Genomic DNA, 18,743 nt, shown 5'->3' on the forward strand with positions numbered 1-18,743 from the left:
TCAGGCGTCCTTTTGCTTGGTGCCGAAGATCTTGTCACCGGCATCACCCAGGCCTGGCACGATGTAGCCGTGCTCGTTCAGGCGCTGGTCGATCGAGGCGGTGTAGATCTTCACGTCCGGGTGGGCTTTTTTCACCACCTCGATGCCTTCTGGCGCGGCGACCAGCACCATGGCGCGAATCTCTTTGCAGCCGGCCTTTTTCAGCAGGTCGATGGTGGCAACCATCGAGCCGCCGGTGGCCAGCATCGGGTCGATGATCAGGGCCAGGCGCTGGTTGATGTCCGGCGCGAGCTTTTCCAGATAGGTGTGGGCTTCGAGGGTTTCTTCGTTTCGGGCAACGCCGACGGCGCTGACCTTGGCACCCGGGATCAGGCTGAGCACGCCGTCGAGCATGCCGATGCCGGCGCGCAGGATCGGTACTACGGTGATCTTCTTGCCGGCGATTTTTTCAACCGAGACCTTGCCACACCAGCCGTCGATCTCGTAGGTTTCGAGGGGCAGGTCCTGGGTGGCTTCATACGTCAGGAGCGCGCCGACTTCCTGGGCGAGTTCGCGAAAATTCTTGGTGCTGATATCGGCACGGCGCATCAGGCCAAGCTTGTGGCGGATCAGCGGATGGCGGATCTCACGAGTGGGCATAGGGGAGGGCTCCGAAAGGCGGGCAAAAAAACCGCGCTAGATTAATCTATTCAGCCTGTGCTGTCGTCTGGTCATTCTGGACGTTAGTCCATAAATGCTTGATCTGTGACGAGCGGATGCGTACCTTTGCCCGCTTTTCCAAAATGCCCCCCGGAGCGCGCCATGTCCGCCGATCTCGAGCATATCCGTCAAGTCATGCATGAAGCTGACTGCCTGTACACCGAAGCCGAAGTCGAAGCGGCCATCGCCAAAGTCGGCGAGCAGATCTGCAAGGACCTGCACGACAAGAACCCGGTTGTGTTCTGCGTGATGAACGGTGGCCTGATCTTCTCCGGCAAACTGCTGACCCACCTGCAGTTCCCGCTGGAAGCCTCGTACCTGCATGCTACCCGCTACCGCAACCAGACCAGCGGTGGCGAGCTTTTCTGGAAGGCCAAGCCGGAAGTGTCGTTCATCGACCGTGACGTGTTGATCGTTGACGATATCCTCGACGAAGGCCACACCCTCAGCGCCATCATCGAGTTTTGCAAGCATGCCGGCGCCCGCTCGGTGTACACCGCTGTGCTGATCGACAAGGACCACGACCGCAAGGCAAGCCCTGACCTCAAGGCCAACTATGTGGGCCTGCCTTGTGTCGATCGCTATATCTTCGGTTACGGCATGGACTACAAAGGTTACTGGCGCAACGCTAACGGCATCTTCGCCGTAAAGGGGCTGTAACCGTGCGCCAGCCTGCGTTCATCGACCAATCGCTGTTCGCCGGGCTGGCCGAAAAGGCCGCTGCCAACCCGCGCGGGCGGCAGCACCATAACTTTCACGCTATGGAAGAGCCCTGCCACCGCATGGCCGTCGGGCTGCAACCAAACACCTACATTCCGCCGCATCGCCATTTGAGCGCCGACAAGGCTGAAACCTTGATAGCGCTCAAGGGGCGTTTTGGCCTGTTGATCTTCGATGAACAAGGCGCGGTGACTGACAAGCGGGTGCTGCAGGCCGGTGGCGACTGTCTGGGTGTGGATCTGGCGCCTGGTACCTACCATGGCTTGGTGGTGCTGGAGCCTGACAGCATCCTGTTCGAGTGCAAGGCTGGGCCATACCGACCAGTGGGCGAGGGCGAGCACGCACACTGGGCGCCGCGCGAGGGTGAGGCCGGCGTGGCCGATTACCAGGCCTGGATGCGCGCGCAGTTCGATTGATACTGCCTGTACCCGGCGTGCTAGAGTGCTCCTTCATACAAGGAGCCTCACATGCGTGCGATTCTTCCCCTCCTGCTGGCGGTCAGCCTGCCGCTCGCTGCCGCACCGCTGCACAGTCAGTTCCTGCCTCCTGATGACCAGTCCCTGCGCCAGGAAGCACCGACCAGCCAGCAATTGCTGCAAGTGACTGACTATTCGGTGGTCGTAGGGGCTCAGCGCCAGTCCGATCAGCAGCCGATCCCGATCACATCGTCGTTGCAGGTGCGCCTGAAAGGCAAGCCGCTGAGCAAGGGTGCGACCATTGCCCAGGTGCTGCTGACGTTCGATGGTGAAGCGGCCAAAAGCCTGAAAAAGCCTGTGTATGACGCTAAAACCCGCACCTTGAGCCTGAACTACCCGGTGAGCAACTACCGGGTGGTCATGGACCTGCTGCGTAACGAAACCCTGTACGTGCAGTTTCTGACTTACGGCAACGGCCACATCTGGGCCGACTTGCACACCGGGACGGTACGTACGCGTTGAGGCGCGAAGCCTGCGGGGGGTAAACTGCCGGCCTTCGAAATTCCGTGATGGTCCAGTTGGAGTCGGCAATGCGTAAAGACAAGAAACAGGTAATCGGTGACGAAATCAGCGACGACTACATCAAGTCGTTCCTTCAGTTCGAGCCGGCCGATGGTGTGACTTCGCCGTCGCTGCACAAGCTGGTCAAGGCCTACCGTGGCCTGCGCGTGGACGACTTCGAGCGCTTTGTAGGCTTCTTCGTCGAAGCTGGCCTGGACCTGGACGGCAAGGACGAGCACGGCAAGACCTTCGTCGAGCAGATTGCCGACCAGCGCAATGCCCCTGAGTACATCGAGATCATCGATAAAGCCCGTGGCTGATCTGTAGCCAGTGCCGGCCTCTTCGCGGGCGCGCCCGCTCCCACAGGAGTCGCGCCGCACCTGCGGGCATTACCAAACCTGTGGGAGCGGGCATGCCCGCGAAGAGGGCGGTACAGGCTGATCAAGCGCCAGGCACAAAAAACGCCCCGAGGGGCGTTTTTGCGTTTCAGACCGGCTTAAGCGTAGTGCTTGGCCGCCGGGCTGCTCTCTGCCAGGTCCAGGGCCGCGTCGTTATCGGCACTGATCTTGTGGTACAGCGCAGCATCGGTTGCCAGGGTCTTCTCGCGAGCTGGGAAGATTTCCTTGAGCTTGGCAGCCCAGGCACCCTTGGCCTGCTCGGGGAAGCAGCGCTCGATCAGTTCCAGCATGATCGATACGGTTACCGAAGCACCCGGCGATGCGCCGAGCAGTGCAGCCAGGCTGCCGTCCTGGGCCGAGACCAGCTCGGTACCGAACTGCAGCACGCCGCCTTTTTTCGGGTCTTTCTTGATGATCTGCACGCGCTGACCCGCCACTTCCAGGCGCCAGTCCTCGGCCTTGGCCTGCGGATAGAAACGACGCAGGGCTTCCAGACGCTGCTCCATCGACTGCATCACTTCGCTGACCAGGTACTTGGTCAGGTCCATGTTGTCGCGGGCCACGGCCAGCATCGGGCCGATGTTGCCCATGCGCACCGACAGCGGCAGGTCCATCAGCGAGCCGTGCTTGAGGAACTTGGTAGTGAAACCGGCATACGGACCGAACAGCAGCGAAGTCTTGCCGTCCACGACGCGTGTATCCAGGTGCGGCACCGACATCGGCGGGGCGCCGACAGCGGCCTGGCTGTAGACCTTGGCCTGGTGCTGCTTGACGATTTCCGGGTTGTCGCAACGCAGCCACTGGCCGCTGACAGGGAAGCCGCCGAAGCCTTTGCTTTCCGGGATGCCGGACAACTGCAGCAGCGGCAGGGCCGCGCCGCCAGCGCCGAGGAAGACGAAGCGGGCGTCGACTTCACGGCTGCCGCCGCTGTTGACGTCCTTGATGCTCACGGTCCAGCCGCTGCCGTTACGGCGCAGGCCGACCACCTTCTTGCTGTACTTGACCTGCGCGTCCGGCGAGTCGCCCAGCAGCTTGAGCAGCTTGTTGGTCAGTGCGCCGAAGTTGACGTCGGTGCCTTTGGCCACGCGGGTAGCGGCGATGTGCTGGTCGGCCGGGCGGCCAGGCATCATCAGCGGCATCCAGTCGTTCATCACGGCCTTGTCTTCGGTGTATTCCATCTCGGCGAAGGCGTGGTGCTGCTTGAGCAGCTCGAAGCGCTTCTTGAGGAAGGAAACACCCTTGTCACCCTCGACATAGCTCAGGTGCGGGACAGGGTTGATGAAGGCACGCGCCGAGCCGAAGTTGCCCTTCTTGGTCAGGTAGGCCCAGAACTGGCGCGAAACCTCGAACTGGGTGTTGATGTGCACGGCCTTCTTGATGTCGATGCTGCCATCGGCGGCCTGCGGCGTGTAGTTCAGCTCGCACAGGCCGGCGTGGCCGGTGCCTGCGTTGTTCCAGGGGTTGGAGCTTTCCGCGGCCCCGGAGTCCATCGCCTCGACGACCTCAAGCTTCAGGGTCGGGTCAAGCTCCTTGAGCAGTACGGCCAGGGTGGCACTCATGATGCCCGCGCCTACCAGTACCACATCAACCGATTCGTTCTGCGCCATTTAACGCGTCTCCACAATCTACAGCTACCTAATTGACAGCATAGGACCTGGGTTTGCCAGGGTCGCCATGTCCGACTTTTCGCAGTTCTTGCAACTTCCGCGGACACCGCCAATCAGTCTTCGGGTTCGTGCATTGAACGCCGTTTGCCACAGGTGCGGCAATTCGACTTATGGTCAAGGTGTCGTGCGTGCGTTATGGAACGGTTCAGACACTCATACGGGATGAGCGCATCTGCCGCCTGTTCAGGGCTGTTCGGTACACATCTGCCGCTTTTGCACATGCCAGACTGTTCATTTGCTCGCCACACTCTTGTGAAGTTGTGAAAACCGTTTTTTCACGCTCTTTTGGAGACGTGAACCTCAAAAGGGGACTGCGCGATGGCAACCCGCAGGTTCATGCAGCGTGAAGGGCCGGAAAAAGCAGGCACGACAGCCGATGCAAGACCTGAGTGGAAGGCTCTCTGTGGGCGAAGCGGTGAAGTTGCCGGGGTCAATCGGCGAATGCGGGGCCCGATCAGGAGACGTCCTTATAATCGGGGGGAGATTATAGCGATGTCGCGGGCAGAAATGTCGCCATTCGTGGTTTTTATTGCAGCGTTTGTCAGGCAGCGAGCAGGCGCTGGTGCCAACGGCGGTTTGCGCGGGCGCAAACCCGGGCTTCGATGGGCAGCTCGCGCCCCAGCCAGGCCAGCTGAATTTCGCTGATCTGCACCCAGTCGATGCCGCTTGGTGCCTGGCTGCATTGCTTGAACGCCAGGCATTTGCCATCTGCGTCAAGGCGGGCATAAGCGTTGTAGCGCGGCCGTTGGAAGAGCTGAGTCCAGAGCGAGGTCATGGCGGCGAGTCCTTTGCGTTAGGGCTTGGCGCAAGGATAAGGGTGTGGCGATGAAACGATTGTGACAAGCGGTCCGGGCCGATGACTGGTCTGTGCCTGGCTAGGTATACTGTGGGCCTTTGCCGCATTTTCTGGAGAAACGCGCATGTTGCAACGTCTGTTGTTCGGTTTGATCGCCGTGGCCAGCCTTAGCCTGGTCGGTTGTGCCCACAGCCCGCAACAACTCAACCCGCAACCCACGCTCAAGGCCCAGCTGGCCCCGGTCGGCCATGGCCAGCCGGTGGTGGTCCGGGTAGTTGATGGCCGGCCTTCGCAGTCCCTGGGTACCCGCGGTGGCATGTACCCCGAGACCAGCACCATCAGCGTCAGCGGTAACGACGTGGTGCCCAAGCTGCAGGCTCAGGCTGAAGCCGCTGTGCGCCTGCTCGGCTTCACCCCAACCCCGAACGCCGGCAATGCACCGCAGCTGACCGTGACCCTGGCCGAGCTGAAGTATCAGTCGCCGAAAGACAACCTTTACGTGACCGAGGCTACCATCGGCGCCACCTTCCGCGCTGATGTGACCAATGGCGGCCGCCGTTACAGTGGCCGTTATGGCGCTTCGCTGGACCAGCGTTTCGGCATGGCGCCGAACCAGGACACCAACACCCAGCTGGTGGGTGATGTGCTGAGCGATGCCCTGACCCGCCTGTTCAAGGACCCGAGCATCGGGCAGGTGCTGGGTCAGTAAGCTTCAGGTGGTGCAAGAAAACCCGCTGCCTGAGTGACAGGCAGCGGGTTTTTTGTTGTCTGGCCGGTACAGATCTACGCCGCTTCTATGTGGAAATCCAGCAAGCTGAACCCAGTGCCGGCATCCACTTCGGGCAAGTCCTCATGCACATGTCCGCCAAGCGCACAGTAGACCAGCCACTGGCGGTCCTGCACGTTGATGGCAAAACCATCGATCAGCGCCTGTTGTTCATCGCTCTGGGCAACGAGGTAGAGGCGGTCCTGGTTTTCGGCGTGCAACATGAAAAAGCTCCGGGTCATCAAAAGGTCGACAGGGTCGCCTGTATGGATGACGAGCGGATGACAGATGAAATTTAATGACAGTTTGTCGCCAAGGCCGGGCGCCACGGTGCGACTTGGGTAGAATGCTGGCCTTTGCCACTGCTCACACCGAGGTTGCGTGATGTCCTTGCAAGTGCTCTGGGGGTTCCTGGCCGCCCATCCCACCAAGCTGATCAACCTGCTGGCGCTGCTGCTGACCTGCCCGGGCGGTTTGCTGCTGCACAGTGCGCGGCGGCGCGAGGCCGAAACCCGCGCGTACATGGCAGTAGACGAGGGGGTAGTGGACGCTTTCGAACTTCGGGTGCCGAAATACTTCTACATCCTGGGCTTTTCGTGCCTGGCGATGGCGCTGCTGCTGTCCTGGTTCAGCACCTGGGTCTGAGAACCATCGGGGCCGCGTTGCGGCCCAATCGCGACACAAGGCCGCTCTCACAAGGGTGGACGCAATTCTCTGTGGGAGCGGCCTTGTGTCGCGATTGGGCTGCAACGCAGCCCCCGGGATCGATCAGGCGACCGGCGTCTGCTGCCGGACCTGGTACTGGTTGCGCACCGGCGTCGCATACTGCAACACCAGGTACGGCCGCTGCTCTTGCGGGCAGGCATCCAGGCGCCGTTGCCATTCTTCCTTGGCCTTGGCCAGCTCATCCGCCGGGAACACCTTCTCGGCGCTTGGCACCTGCAGGGCTTCGTCCTTGCCTTCCCACATCGCATACGCCAGGTAATGCACCGGGAACAGTCGGTAGCCCCCCAGAATCTGCCGGTCGATCTCTGCCGCCAGCTGTTTTGTGTCTTCGTGGTACTCGGTTACCGGCGGCGCGAAGTTGATGTGGACTCGGCCCTTGTAGCCGGTAATGCCTTTGGCAATGCTGTTGTCATCTTCGCCCGGCGCCTTCTTGTAGGTGCCGGTAGTGGCGCGGATGTACAGCTCGCGGGCCTTGGCCTGGTCGCACGGGTCGTATTCGTAGCTGATCGACACCGGGGTCAGGTTCAGGCTCTGGATCACTGCACCGAACGGTTCGTCCTTGCGGCTCATGTGGAACATCTTGAGGATCGCCGAGTCGGTACGGTCGTCACCGTCCTTGGCCCGACCTTCGGCCTGGGCGATCCAGATCGAGGTGGCATCGTTGCGGATCGAGTGGTTGATGTAAGCCGACAGCAGTTGGTAAGCAGCCAGTTTTTCGCGCCGCCCGCTGATCGAACGGTGCACGATGAAGCTCTTGTTCAGGCGCATCATGTCGCTGACAAAGGGCTTTTGCAGCAAGTTGTCGCCAATGGCGATGCGCGGCGTGGGCAGGCCGGCGTGGTACACCGCATAGTTGACGAAGGCCGGGTCCATGACGATGTCACGGTGGTTGGCCAGGAACAGGTAGGCGGTGCCGGCCTTGAGCTGTTCCACACCCGAGTAGGTGACGCCGTCGGTGGCGCGATCGATGGTCTGGTCGACGTAGTACTCGACTTTGTCCTGCAAGGTCGAGACACAGGTAACACCGGCGAATTCCTTGCGCAGGCGGCGTGCGATCAAGGGCTTGAGCAACCAGCCGAGAGCGCCGGCCGCCCGTGGAAAGCGGAAGTGGGTGAGGATATCGAGGAATGCCGGGTCGCTGAGCAGGCGTGCCAGAACGGCAGGGACCTCAGCGTCGTCGTACGGTCGGATGGCATCGAATTCGCCCATCATGCTCTCTTGTTGGAAACGGCTAGGGTAATAAGGTAGGGACGGGCTCCGAAAAACGGCTCGGACGCACACAGACCCTGTAAACAGACCGGCAATTATACGCATAAGTCACTGCGGAGGCCGCGATGCTGGAAACCGACTTCTATGATTGCCCTTATTGTGGCGAACGTGTGGAAACTACCGTCGATCTGTCTCCGGGCGACCAGGTTTATACCGAGGATTGCCAGGTGTGCTGCCAGCCTGTGGTGTGCATTCTGCAGGTGCATGGTGACGAATGGATGCTTGAAGTCCGCCGCGAGGACGACACCTGATGCAGCGTATCTACGAACCGGAAAGCCTGCTTGAGGCGCAAATGCTGGCAGGCATGCTTGCCAGCGAGGGGATCGATGTACACGTGGTCGGCCGTGACCTTGTCGGTGCCGCCGGCGAGCTGCCCTTGCAGGGCCTGCTGGGGCTCGTCGTGGCTGATGAGCAGGCCGAATGCGCACGGCAGCTGATCGATGCGTACAATGATGCCCAGCCACTGGTTGGCGACGAACCGGAGAATGTCCCCGGTACCTTGATCTGCTAGGTTCTGAATTCGCCCATGTGTGGACGTTATGCCCTGTTTCGCTGGCCCCAGGCCCTTGCCAGTCTGCCGGGCTTTCCCGTCGGCCAGCCGGCCCAATGGAATATATCGCCTGGGGCGTCGGTGCTGATCCAGCGTCAGCTTGACGGCCAGCAGCAACTGGCCAAGGCGCGCTGGGGGTTGACCCCGGCCTGGCTCACCGACCTGTCCCGCACCCCTGCCCATGCCCGCGCCGAAACGCTGGCCGAACAACCGATGTTTCGCGATGCATTTCGTCAGCGCCGCTGCCTGATGCCGGCCAACGGCTTTTACGAATGGCGTGGCAGCGTGCGCAAACGCCCGTTCTGGTTGACCCCGGGGGAGGGCGCGTCGCTGTACTTTGCGGCGGTGTGGGAGGCCTATCCGGTGCAGGACCAGGTATGGCTGAGTTGCGCGGTGGTGACCCAGGCGGCCATGAATCAGCGTCGGCCGCTCATCCTCGACGAAGCGGGGCAGGCGGCCTGGCTTGACCCGGACACGCCGATTACCCGCTTGCACGAGCTGCTGGCCAGCCCACCGGCGACGCTGCGTGAGCGGGCCTTGGCCAATTTCGTCAATGACCCGAAGCTGGATGCGCCGGAGTGTCTTACCCCTGCTTGATGGGGGGCTGTGCCGGCCCTTTCGCGGGCAAGCCCGCTCCTACAATGATCGTGTTACCCCTTTAGGAGCGGGCTTGCCCGCGAAGAGGCCGGTTCAGGCGACGAAAATCTTCCCTGCGGCTATGGCAGCCACTGGCGACTCGGCCTAGGATACGGCGCATGTGGATAGGGAGTGTTTTCATGCGTAAGTCTTTTGTCATCAGCCTGCTGAGTGCTGGCATCCTGCTGGCCGGCTGCCAGGCGGTGAATACCACCAGCGGCGGTGCTGTTGGCGTCGAACGCCAACAGTACATGTTCAGCATGCTCTCGACCGATGAGGTCAACCAGATGTACGCGCAGTCGTATCAGCAGACCCTGGGTGAAGCATCGAGCAAGGGTGTGCTCGACAAGTCCAGCGCCGATGCCAAGCGTGTGCAGGCCATTGCCAACCGCCTGATCGCCCAGGCGCCCAAATTCCGCCCGGATGCCGCGCAGTGGGACTGGCAAGTCAACGTGATCAAGAGTGATGAACTGAACGCCAACTGCGGCCCGGGCGGCAAGATCATCGTCTACACCGGGCTGATCGATCAGCTCAAGCTCACCGATGCGGAAATTGCCGCAGTGGTGGGGCACGAGATTGCCCACGCCTTGCGCGAGCATAGCCGCGAGGCCATGTCCAAGGCATACGGTGTGGAAATGGCTCGCCAGGGTGCCGGTGCCATCTTTGGCCTCGGCCAGAGCAGCATGGCCATGGCCGACACGGTGGTGAACTACGCCATGACCTTGCCCAACAGCCGGGCCAACGAAAACGAGGCCGACCTGATTGGCCTGGAGCTGTCGGCCCGTGCCGGCTACGACCCGAATGCCGCGATCACCCTGTGGAACAAGATGAGCAAGGCTTCCGAAGGTGCACCGCCTGAGTTCATGAGTACTCACCCGGCGTCCGCGAGCCGCATTGCTTCGCTGCAGGCGGCGATTCCGAAGGTGATGCCGCTGTATCAGGCTGCCGCCAAGCCGTAAATGCCTGAATCCTGGGGCTGCATGGCAGCCCCCCCGGTTTTCCCTTTACCCAATCCAGCCACTGGCCTTCATTGCCGAATAGACGGCCACGATTGCCAGTACGAAGAACGCCGTTGCCGCCAGGCGGCGAATCAGCGTCAACGGCAGTTTGTCTGCCGCGAAGTTACCCGCCAGTACCACCGGCACGTTGGCAATCAGCATACCCAGGGTTGTGCCGATAATAACCATGATCAGGTGCGGATACTGCGCCGCCAGCATCACGGTAGCGACCTGGGTCTTGTCACCGATTTCGGCCAGGAAGAACGCAATCAGCGTCGTCAGGAACGGCCCGAAACGGCGAGCCGGGTTCTCGTCGTCATCCATCTTGTCCGGTACCAGCGTCCACAGTGCGGTGGCCGTAAAGCTCGCAGCCAGGATCCAGTGCAGGGCCGAATCGCTGAAGAAGCTGCCGACCCACGCCCCCACGGCACCGGCTGCGGCATGGTTGGCCAAGGTGGCGGCGATGATGCCGGCGATGATCGGCCAGGGTTTGCGGAAGCGGGCAGCGAGAATGAGTGCGAGCAGTTGCGTCTTGTCGCCGATCTCGGCCAGGGCAACGATAGCGGTGGGGACCAACAGTGATTCCAGCATCAGGATTCCTACGGGGGCGGGTCGACACGGCTATGACACGTACAGCCTCCCCGCCCCGGGTAAGGTGTGCGTGTCATAGGTCTTGTCAAACCCTCGATCCGTCTATGCGGATCTCTCCATGCAGGCGTGCATGGTGGGTCGCACGCGCCATGGTCTGTGGACCAAGTATGTTGACGCGTACCGGGCGAGCTGGGTGCTCGCGGGAGACTACTCCCCTAGGACGGTGCGGATTCTGCCTAGGCAAAACGTTTTCGGCAAGCGCTGTTTTTTATCCGCGAGTTGCCTGGTAGATGCGGAAACCGTCGGCCTCGTCACGTACCTGGCAGTTGCCCAACGCCCCTTCGATCAGTGGTTGGTAGCGCAGGAAACTGTTGGCGACCAAGCGCATTTCGCCACCTTTTCGTAGATGAACGGCCGATTTTTTCAGCAAGTTTTCCGAAGCCTGATAGTTGGTATGAACGCCGGTGTGGAATGGCGGGTTGCTCAGTATAAGGCTCAGTTCGGTAGGGGCGGCGTCGATGCCATCGCCGCTGATCACTTCGCCTTCCAGGCCGTTGGCAGCCAGCGTCAGGCGGCTGGCGGCCACGGCGAAGGCATCCACGTCCAGCAAGGTCACCCGGCTTTGTGGGTAACGGCGTTTGAGCGTGGCACCCAGTACCCCGGCACCGCAGCCAAAGTCCAGCATGTGGCCACCGGGCAGTCCGTCAAGATGCTTCAGGAGCAGGGCGGTACCTCGGTCGAGTCGGCCATGGCTGAATACCCCAGGCAGGCTGACCACCTGCAACGGGCCGTCTTCGAGGGCCAGCTCGAAGCGCTCGGCCAGGCTTTCCAGCGGTTTTGCCTGCGGTGCCTGGTCGATGGTCACTTGCCACAGCTGGCAGTGCCGGGCGCTGTCGAGTTTGCGTGGCTTGCCAAAGGCCTGCAGCTGCTTGGCCGCGCCCTCGATGCCACCGCGCTTCTCGCCGACCAGGTACAGCTCGCGGCCAGCCAGGCGCGACGCCAGGGCGTTGAGCAGATAGGCGGCCAGCTCGCGGGATTTGGGCAGGAACAGCACGGCGCTGTCGAATGCTGCTTCAGGGGCCTCGACGCCGTAATGGCTGCGGCCTGCGAAGCGGCTTTCGAGCATGGCCTGATCGCCGGCATGCCAGGTCCAGGCCTGGGCCTGAGGCAACTGGCCGAGCAGGTCGTCGGCGGGGGCGCCGGCGATCAGCAGCGGCCCCTGAAACAGCTCTGCCTGACGGAGCAACACTTCACTGCGCGGGTCCATGGACGACGTCTCCTGGAAAAAAGTGGCGCAGTGTAACAGAGGCGGGCGCCTGGCTCAGCTGACCACGCGGCGTGGCTGCCCGGCGAAGAAGGCCTGGGCGTTCTCGCTGAGCTGGCCGACGATGCGCTGGCGCGACTCCACGGCACCCCAGGCGCTGTGCGGGGTGATGATCAGGCGCGGGATGCCGGGCTCCAGCAGCGGGTTGCCGTTGACCGGCGGCTCCACGCTCAGCACGTCGGTGGCCGCGCCGCCCAGGTGACCACCGCGCAGGGCATCGGCCAACGCCTGTTCGTCGATCAGGCCGCCACGGGCGGTGTTGACCACCAGCGCGTTGGGCTTGAGCAGGGCCAGTTCGCGGGCACCGAGCATATGCCGGGTGTGCTCGTTCAGCGGGCAGTGCAGGGTCAGTGCATCAACTTGCGGCAGCAACTCGTCCAGCGGCAGCCGATCGGCGCGCTCCGGGCGGCCTGGGATCTGCCCGCTCAGTACACGCATACCGAAGGCTTCGGCCAGCCTCGCCACTGCGCCGCCCAGTTCGCCGTGGCCGAGCAGGCCGAGGGTTTTGCCCTCCAGCTCGACGATAGGAAAGTCCAGCAGGCAGAACTGGCTGGCCTTGGCCCACTGGCCATCGGCCACCGCCTGGTTGTAGTCGCACAGCCGAGTGGCCAGGGCCAACAGCAGGGCCAGGGTATGCTGGGCTACAGACGGCGTGCCGTAGCCCTGGCAGTTGCACACGGTGATGCCCTGGGCACGGGCGGCGGCCAGGTCGACATTGTTGGTGCCGGTGGCGGCCACCAGGATCAGCTTCAGTTGCGGGTTGGCGGCCAGGGTTGCGGCGTCGAGCATGACCTTGTTGCTGACCACTGCCACGGCGCCCTGCAAGCGTTCCGCGACCTGTTCCGGGCGGGTGGCGGCGAACAGTTCGAACTGGTCGAACTGCTGCTTCAGGGGCAAAAGGTCGAGGTCGCCAAGGTCCAGGGATTGGTGATCGAGAAACACGGCGCGACGCGGGCTGGGCATGAAGATCTCCAGTGGCAGGGAGGGATAAGGGCGTTGTGGCCATTTGCGGGCATGCCCGCGCCCACAAGGTCACCACAACCCTTGCAGGAGCGGGCTTGCCGGCGAAGAGGCCCTCGGCTTCGGCGCAAACCTGAAGCCGCCGCCGCAGTGTCTAGCTCAACCTTGCTGCCCGTCAACGCCCGCCACTCATACCTCTGCCGCGCAAATCATTCCTTCGGCTGATTTGGCCGTCACATTGGCGAACTACAGTAAACCCAGACTTGTCCGGCCCGCTTTTCAGAAAAGGGATCCCCATGTTGCAGACACGCATCATCAAGCCCGCCGAGGGCGCCTATGCCTATCCACTGCTGATCAAGCGCCTGCTGATGTCCGGCAGCCGCTATGAAAAGACCCGGGAAATCGTCTACCGCGACCAGATGCGGCTGACGTATCCACAGCTCAACGAGCGCATTGCCCGCCTGGCCAACGTGCTGACCGAGGCCGGGGTCAAGGCCGGTGACACCGTGGCGGTGATGGACTGGGACAGCCATCGCTACCTGGAATGCATGTTCGCCATCCCGATGATCGGCGCTGTGGTGCACACCATCAACGTGCGCCTGTCGCCCGAGCAGATCCTCTACACCATGAACCATGCCGAAGACCGCGTGGTGCTGGTCAACAGCGACTTCGTCGGCCTGTACCAGGCCATCGCCGGGCAGCTGACCACTGTCGACAAGACCCTGCTACTGACCGATGGCCCGGACAAGACTGCCGAACTGCCCGGTCTGGTCGGCGAGTATGAGCAGCTGCTGGCTGCTGCCAGCCCGCGCTACGACTTCCCGGATTTCGACGAGAATTCGGTGGCCACTACCTTCTACACCACTGGCACCACCGGTAACCCCAAGGGCGTGTATTTCAGTCACCGCCAGCTGGTGCTGCACACCCTGGCCGAGGCCTCGGTCACCGGCAGTATCGACAGCGTGCGCCTGCTGGGCAGCAACGATGTGTACATGCCCATCACCCCGATGTTCCACGTGCATGCCTGGGGCATCCCCTACGCTGCCACCATGCTCGGCATGAAGCAGGTGTACCCAGGGCGCTACGAGCCGGACATGCTGGTCAAGCTTTGGCGTGAAGAGAAGGTCACTTTCTCCCACTGCGTGCCGACCATCCTGCAGATGCTGCTCAACTGCCCGAACGCCCAGGGGCAGGACTTCGGCGGCTGGAAGATCATCATCGGCGGCAGCTCGCTCAACCGTTCGCTGTACCAGGCCGCCCTGGCGCGCGGCATCCAGCTGACCGCCGCGTATGGCATGTCGGAAACCTGCCCGCTGATCTCCGCGGCACACCTGAACGATGAACTGCAGGCCGGCAGCGAGGATGAGCGCGTCACTTACCGTATCAAGGCCGGTGTGCCGGTGCCGTTGGTCGAAGCGGCCATCGTCGACGGCGAAGGCAACTTCCTGCCCGCCGATGGTGAAACCCAGGGCGAGCTGGTACTGCGTGCGCCGTGGCTGACCATGGGCTACTTCAAGGAGCCGGAGAAGAGCGAGGAGCTGTGGCAGGGCGGCTGGCTGCACACCGGTGACGTCGCCACCCTCGACGGCATGGGCTACATCGACATCCGCGACCGCATCAAGGATGTGATCAAGACCGGTGGCGAGTGGGTTTCCTCGCTCGACCTGGAAGACCTGATCAGTCGCCACCCGGCCGTGCGCGAAGTGGCGGTGGTGGGGGTGGCCGACCCGCAGTGGGGTGAGCGCCCGTTTGCCCTGCTGGTGGCACGTGACGGCCACGATATCGACGCCAAGGCGCTGAAGGAACACCTCAAGCCATTCGTCGAGCAAGGTCATATCAACAAGTGGGCGATTCCAAGCCAGATCGCCCTTGTTACTGAAATTCCCAAGACCAGTGTCGGCAAGCTCGACAAGAAACGCATTCGCCAGGACATCGTCCAGTGGCAGGCCAGCAACAGCGCGTTCCTTTCCACGTTGTAACCATTGTGCGGGGCGCGCACGTCAGAGCGTGACCCGCATGCTAGAGAGCCCGCCGCCTTGCCAAACGACAGAAATGCGCCATCCTTGAGCACTACCAGCCCGCAACCGAAGCAAAACTGCAGCGAGTTGGTGGCATGGAGCGCAAATCACACTTTAGAGGGATCAAGCGCCTGTGCCTGCTGGCTATAGTCGGGGCCAGGGGATTTTCAGGAATGGGGGAGGGCGACATGCGCAAGCTGTGTCGCCGCAGGTGCAAGCCTGCAATCCGGTCGCTCGGGCCGTTCTTGAAAGGACTCACTGCCATAACAAAAAAGTACATGGAGTAGCGTCGATGAAATCTGCAAACCTGTTCTGGCGCCGGGCCAAGCTGCCCTTGGCCGTCAGCCTTGCTTCCACGCTCGCAAGTCCTGCTTTCGCTGTCAGTTTCAACATTGGTGAAATCGAAGGCCAGTTCGACTCGTCGCTCTCCATCGGCGCTAGCTGGTCGACGGCCAACCCCAACAAGAACCTGATAGGGGTGAACAACGGCGGCAAGGGCCTGTCACAGACATCCGACGATGGCCACCTGAACTTCAAGAAGGGCGAAACCTTCTCCAAGATCTTCAAGGGTATTCATGACCTGGAGCTCAAGTACGGCGACACCGGTGTGTTCGTGCGCGGCAAGTACTGGTACGACTTCGAACTGAAGGACGAAAACCGCGAGTTCAAGGACATCAGCGACTCCAACCGCAAGGAAGGCGCCAAGTCGTCCGGGGCCGAGCTGCTCGACGCCTTTGTCTACCACAACTACTCCATCGGCGATCAGCCTGGCTCGGTGCGTTTTGGCAAGCAGGTAGTGAGCTGGGGCGAAAGTACCTTCATCGGCGGCGGCATCAACTCGATCAACCCCATCGACGTGTCGGCGTTCCGCCGTCCCGGAGCCGAGATCAAGGAAGGCCTGATTCCGGTCAACATGTTCTACATCTCGCAGAGCCTGACCGACAACCTGTCGGCCGAGGCCTTCTACCAGCTCGAATGGGACCAGACGGTCGTCGATAACTGCGGCACCTTCTTTTCTCAGCCGGACATCATCGCCGACGGCTGTACCGACAACTTGCGCGTGCTCAATAGCAGCCGCACGGTGCCGGGCGCTGCCCAGCAGTTCCTCGCCACGCGGGGCGTGAACATCAACGAAGAGGGTGTGATGGTGCGCCGTGGTGCCGACCGCGATGCGCGTGACAGCGGCCAGTTCGGTGTGGCCATGCGCTATATGTTCGAGCCGTTGGACACGGAGTTCGGCGCCTACTTCATGAATTACCATAGCCGTGCACCCATCTTCAGTGCCACAGGGGCCCCGCCGTCCGTGTTCGCCGGGCTGAGCGCCCTGCCTGCGCAGCTGCGCGCATTGGCGCCTCTGATCGTGGCGGGTAATTCCGAGTACTTTGTGGAATACCCCGAGGACATCCGCCTTTATGGCTTGAGTTTCTCCACCACGTTACCCACTGGCACCGCCTGGAGCGGCGAAGTCAGCTACCGCCCCAACGCGCCAGTGCAGCTCAATACCACGGATATCCTGTTCGCCGGTGTCCGTCCCATTGGCGGCGCGTTGAGCAACGCATCGCTGCTGACCGGTACGCCGGGGCAAGACCTGCATGGGTATCGCCGTAAGGAGATCACCCAGTTCCAGACCACACTGACCCATTTCTTCGACCAGGTGATGGGTGCCAGCCGGATGACTGTAGTCGGTGAAGTGGGTGTTACCCATGTCGGCGGCCTGGAGAATGCCCACGATACCCGCTACGGTCGCGACCCGGTGTTCGGCCCAGGTCCGTTGCCATCCACCGGTGGCGCCGATACCTGCCAGGCGCTCAATGGCAGCACCATCGCCGGCGCCGGTGCGGGGGCGTCCACCGCCAACCTGAACCGCAAATGCGAGAACGACGGCTACACCACCAGCACTTCCTGGGGTTACCGCGGCCGTGTCATCTGGGACTACAACGACGTATTCGCGGGTATCAACCTGAAGCCGAGCGTGGCCTGGTCGCATGACGTGTCCGGTTATTCGCCTGGCCCTGGCGCCAACTTCGAGGAAGGCCGCAAGGCTGTCAGCCTGGGCCTGGACGCCGAGTATCAGAACACCTATACGGCGAGCCTGTCGTACACCAACTTCTTCGACGGCAAGTACAGCACCGTGGATGACCGCGACTTCGTCGCCCTCAGCTTCGGCGTGAACTTCTAAGCATACAGATCCAGGACGACACGACATGAACAAGACCAGAAGTCTGCTGCAAGCCGGTGTGCTGGGCCTGTCCCTGCTGGCGACCAGCGTCATGGCTGCGGTATCCGCCGACGAGGCGGCCAAGCTGGGCAGCACCCTGACCCCGATGGGTGCCGAGAAGGCCGGCAACGCCGACGGCTCCATCGGCCCGTGGGAGCCGCTGTCGAAGACCGCAGGCAGCGTCGACGGCAAGGGCTTCCTGTCCGACCCGTACGGCAGTGAAAAACCGCTGTTCACCATCACGGCGCAGAATGCCGACCAGTACAAGGACAAGCTCTCGCCGGGCCAGCTGGCCATGTTCAAACGCTACCCGAACACCTACAAGATCCCGGTGTTCAAGACCCATCGCGGCGCAACCGTCCCGGCCGATGTGTTCGCTGCCATCAAGGAAAACGCCACCAAAACTACCCTGGTGGAAGGCGGCAACGGCCTGAGCAACTTCCGCACGGCGGTGCCGTTCCCGATCCCGAAAAGCGGCCTTGAGGTGATCTGGAACCACATCACCCGCTACCGCGGCGGCAGTGTCAGCCGCCTGGTGACCCAGGCCACGCCGCAGCAGAATGGCTCGTTCAACCCCGTATACTTCTCCGACCAGTTCGTCTTCCGCGACAAGATGAAGGACTACGACCCGAACAACCCAGGCAACATCCTGTTCTACTTCAAGCAGGAAGTTACTGCGCCTGCGCGCCTGGCCGGGACTGTGCTGCTGGTGCACGAAACCCTCGACCAGGTGAAGGAGCCGCGCAAGGCGTGGATCTACAACGCCGGTCAACGCCGTGTGCGCCAGGCACCGCAAGTGTCGTATGACGGCCCAGGTACCGCCGCCGACGGCCTGCGTACGTCGGACAACCTGGACATGTTCAACGGTGCACCGGACCGTTATGACTGGAAGCTGGAAGGCAAGAAGGAACTGTACATCGCCTCCAACGCCTTCAAGCTGGATGACCCCAAGCTGAAGTACGCCGACATCATCAAGGCCGGGCACATCAACCAGGACCTGGCCCGTTACGAGCTGCGCCGCGTCTGGCACGTAGTTGCAACCCTCAAGCCAGGCCAGCGGCACATCTACGCCAAGCGGGACTTCTACATCGATGAGGACACCTGGCAGGCCGCAGTGATCGACCAGTACGACGGCCGTGGCCAACTGTGGCGCGTGTCCGAGGCCCATGCTCAGCCTTATTACAACGTGGAAGTGCCTTGGTACACCCTGGAAGCGATCTACGACCTGCAGTCCGGTCGTTACCTGGCCCTTGGGATGAAGAACGAAGAGAAACGTGCCTACGACTTCGGCTTCAGTGCCAGCAAGGCCGATTTCCAGCCCGCAGCGCTGCGTCAGTCGGGTATTCGCTAAGCTGAAATCACTGAACGCCGTGTGATCCCCAGAACGCCCCGGCTCGCCGGGGCGTTTCTATTTCCTGACCCGGCCTCTT

21 protein-coding genes and 1 riboswitch are annotated in these 18,743 nt (G+C 62.1%); of the genes, 13 read left to right on the forward strand and 8 right to left on the reverse strand.

Going from position 1 to position 18,743, the window contains the following annotated elements; all coding sequences use genetic code 11:
* On the reverse strand, positions 1–639 hold the full coding sequence (gene upp, locus ACF8O8_RS09010; RefSeq protein WP_392509569.1) for a uracil phosphoribosyltransferase: 639 nt from the start codon (positions 637–639) through the stop codon (positions 1–3).
* Positions 640–801: 162 nt separating this feature from the next.
* Here upp and ACF8O8_RS09015 point away from each other — a divergent pair, with 162 nt between their 5' ends.
* The 4 genes from ACF8O8_RS09015 to ACF8O8_RS09030 all read left to right on the forward strand — a co-directional run bounded on the left by ACF8O8_RS09015 (position 802) and on the right by ACF8O8_RS09030 (position 2,716).
* Complete coding sequence (locus ACF8O8_RS09015) at positions 802–1,359, forward strand: hypoxanthine-guanine phosphoribosyltransferase (RefSeq protein WP_010951990.1); 558 nt, start codon at positions 802–804, stop codon at positions 1,357–1,359.
* A 2-nt stretch (positions 1,360–1,361) separates the two neighbouring features.
* The gene (locus tag ACF8O8_RS09020) at positions 1,362–1,835 is read left to right on the forward strand and encodes a WbuC family cupin fold metalloprotein (protein ID WP_392509570.1); all 474 of its coding nucleotides are present in this window, start codon (positions 1,362–1,364) and stop codon (positions 1,833–1,835) included.
* 51 nt (positions 1,836–1,886) lie between these two features.
* Positions 1,887–2,357 carry a hypothetical protein gene (locus ACF8O8_RS09025; protein ID WP_003247361.1) on the forward strand — a complete coding sequence of 157 codons (471 nt, stop codon included), beginning with the start codon at positions 1,887–1,889 and terminating at the stop codon, positions 2,355–2,357.
* Positions 2,358–2,425: 68 nt separating this feature from the next.
* Positions 2,426–2,716 (forward strand): PA4642 family protein, encoded by a 291-nt coding sequence (locus ACF8O8_RS09030; protein WP_003247360.1) that lies wholly within the window; start codon positions 2,426–2,428, stop codon positions 2,714–2,716.
* 176 nt (positions 2,717–2,892) lie between these two features.
* On the opposite strand, the gene mqo is transcribed toward ACF8O8_RS09030, so the two are convergent.
* Together mqo and ACF8O8_RS09040 are read right to left on the reverse strand one after the other, a co-directional pair.
* Positions 2,893–4,401 (reverse strand): malate dehydrogenase (quinone), encoded by a 1,509-nt coding sequence (mqo, locus tag ACF8O8_RS09035; RefSeq protein ID WP_010951993.1) that lies wholly within the window; start codon positions 4,399–4,401, stop codon positions 2,893–2,895.
* A 601-nt stretch (positions 4,402–5,002) separates the two neighbouring features.
* Positions 5,003–5,236: a hypothetical protein gene (locus ACF8O8_RS09040; protein ID WP_014589680.1), complete on the reverse strand. Its 234-nt coding sequence runs from the start codon at positions 5,234–5,236 to the stop codon at positions 5,003–5,005.
* A 145-nt stretch (positions 5,237–5,381) separates the two neighbouring features.
* On the opposite strand from ACF8O8_RS09040, the gene ACF8O8_RS09045 reads away from it, so the two are divergent.
* A complete protein-coding gene (locus ACF8O8_RS09045) occupies positions 5,382–5,966 on the forward strand; it encodes a YajG family lipoprotein (protein ID WP_010951995.1) in 585 nt (194 codons plus the stop codon).
* Between the two features lie 74 nt (positions 5,967–6,040).
* Here the strand turns inward: ACF8O8_RS09045 and ACF8O8_RS09050 are convergent, their stop codons facing one another.
* Positions 6,041–6,247 carry a hypothetical protein gene (locus tag ACF8O8_RS09050; RefSeq protein WP_003247353.1) on the reverse strand — a complete coding sequence of 69 codons (207 nt, stop codon included), beginning with the start codon at positions 6,245–6,247 and terminating at the stop codon, positions 6,041–6,043.
* Between the two features lie 160 nt (positions 6,248–6,407).
* Between ACF8O8_RS09050 and ACF8O8_RS09055 the strand changes: the two genes are divergently transcribed.
* Positions 6,408–6,668 carry a hypothetical protein gene (locus ACF8O8_RS09055; RefSeq protein ID WP_012051192.1) on the forward strand — a complete coding sequence of 87 codons (261 nt, stop codon included), beginning with the start codon at positions 6,408–6,410 and terminating at the stop codon, positions 6,666–6,668.
* Positions 6,669–6,791: 123 nt separating this feature from the next.
* Here the strand turns inward: ACF8O8_RS09055 and ACF8O8_RS09060 are convergent, their stop codons facing one another.
* On the reverse strand, positions 6,792–7,961 hold the full coding sequence (locus ACF8O8_RS09060; RefSeq protein WP_003247351.1) for a 1-acyl-sn-glycerol-3-phosphate acyltransferase: 1,170 nt from the start codon (positions 7,959–7,961) through the stop codon (positions 6,792–6,794).
* Positions 7,962–8,083: 122 nt separating this feature from the next.
* On the opposite strand from ACF8O8_RS09060, the gene ACF8O8_RS09065 reads away from it, so the two are divergent.
* From ACF8O8_RS09065 to ACF8O8_RS09080, 4 genes are all read left to right on the forward strand, one after another.
* The gene (locus tag ACF8O8_RS09065; RefSeq protein WP_392509571.1) at positions 8,084–8,269 is read left to right on the forward strand and encodes a CPXCG motif-containing cysteine-rich protein; all 186 of its coding nucleotides are present in this window, start codon (positions 8,084–8,086) and stop codon (positions 8,267–8,269) included.
* Entirely contained in the window at positions 8,269–8,529 is a 261-nt protein-coding gene (locus ACF8O8_RS09070) for a putative signal transducing protein (protein WP_020192887.1), read from the forward strand. Before ACF8O8_RS09065 ends, ACF8O8_RS09070 begins: the two co-directional genes overlap by 1 nt.
* A 15-nt stretch (positions 8,530–8,544) precedes the next feature.
* Positions 8,545–9,165 (forward strand): SOS response-associated peptidase, encoded by a 621-nt coding sequence (locus ACF8O8_RS09075; protein ID WP_010952000.1) that lies wholly within the window; start codon positions 8,545–8,547, stop codon positions 9,163–9,165.
* A 179-nt stretch (positions 9,166–9,344) separates the two neighbouring features.
* On the forward strand, positions 9,345–10,163 hold the full coding sequence (locus ACF8O8_RS09080; protein WP_049586394.1) for a M48 family metallopeptidase: 819 nt from the start codon (positions 9,345–9,347) through the stop codon (positions 10,161–10,163).
* Between the two features lie 45 nt (positions 10,164–10,208).
* On the opposite strand, the gene ACF8O8_RS09085 is transcribed toward ACF8O8_RS09080, so the two are convergent.
* From ACF8O8_RS09085 to ACF8O8_RS09095, 3 genes are all read right to left on the reverse strand, one after another.
* A complete protein-coding gene (locus ACF8O8_RS09085) occupies positions 10,209–10,793 on the reverse strand; it encodes a TMEM165/GDT1 family protein (RefSeq protein WP_003247342.1) in 585 nt (194 codons plus the stop codon).
* 88 nt (positions 10,794–10,881) lie between these two features.
* Positions 10,882–11,021, reverse strand: a riboswitch (yybP-ykoY riboswitch).
* Between the two features lie 40 nt (positions 11,022–11,061).
* Positions 11,062–12,060, reverse strand: a complete 999-nt coding sequence (locus tag ACF8O8_RS09090) for a class I SAM-dependent methyltransferase (protein ID WP_010952002.1) — start codon at positions 12,058–12,060, stop codon at positions 11,062–11,064.
* 54 nt (positions 12,061–12,114) lie between these two features.
* Positions 12,115–13,080, reverse strand: a complete 966-nt coding sequence (locus ACF8O8_RS09095) for a 2-hydroxyacid dehydrogenase (RefSeq protein ID WP_392509572.1) — start codon at positions 13,078–13,080, stop codon at positions 12,115–12,117.
* Between the two features lie 293 nt (positions 13,081–13,373).
* Here ACF8O8_RS09095 and ACF8O8_RS09100 point away from each other — a divergent pair, with 293 nt between their 5' ends.
* The 3 genes from ACF8O8_RS09100 (at position 13,374) to ACF8O8_RS09110 (ending at position 18,664) form a co-directional block, all read left to right on the forward strand.
* Complete coding sequence (locus ACF8O8_RS09100) at positions 13,374–15,056, forward strand: fatty acid--CoA ligase (protein ID WP_010952004.1); 1,683 nt, start codon at positions 13,374–13,376, stop codon at positions 15,054–15,056.
* A gap of 331 nt (positions 15,057–15,387) precedes the next feature.
* A complete protein-coding gene (locus tag ACF8O8_RS09105; protein ID WP_010952006.1) occupies positions 15,388–17,274 on the forward strand; it encodes a DUF1302 domain-containing protein in 1,887 nt (628 codons plus the stop codon).
* Positions 17,275–17,299: 25 nt separating this feature from the next.
* Positions 17,300–18,664, forward strand: coding sequence for a DUF1329 domain-containing protein (locus tag ACF8O8_RS09110; protein WP_010952007.1), 1,365 nt, complete (start codon positions 17,300–17,302; stop codon positions 18,662–18,664).
* The last annotated feature ends 79 nt before the right edge of the window (positions 18,665–18,743 follow it).

The sequence above is a fragment of the Pseudomonas sp. TYF_14 genome (genome assembly GCF_043105275.1).
Lineage (GTDB): Bacteria > Pseudomonadota > Gammaproteobacteria > Pseudomonadales > Pseudomonadaceae > Aquipseudomonas > Aquipseudomonas alloputida.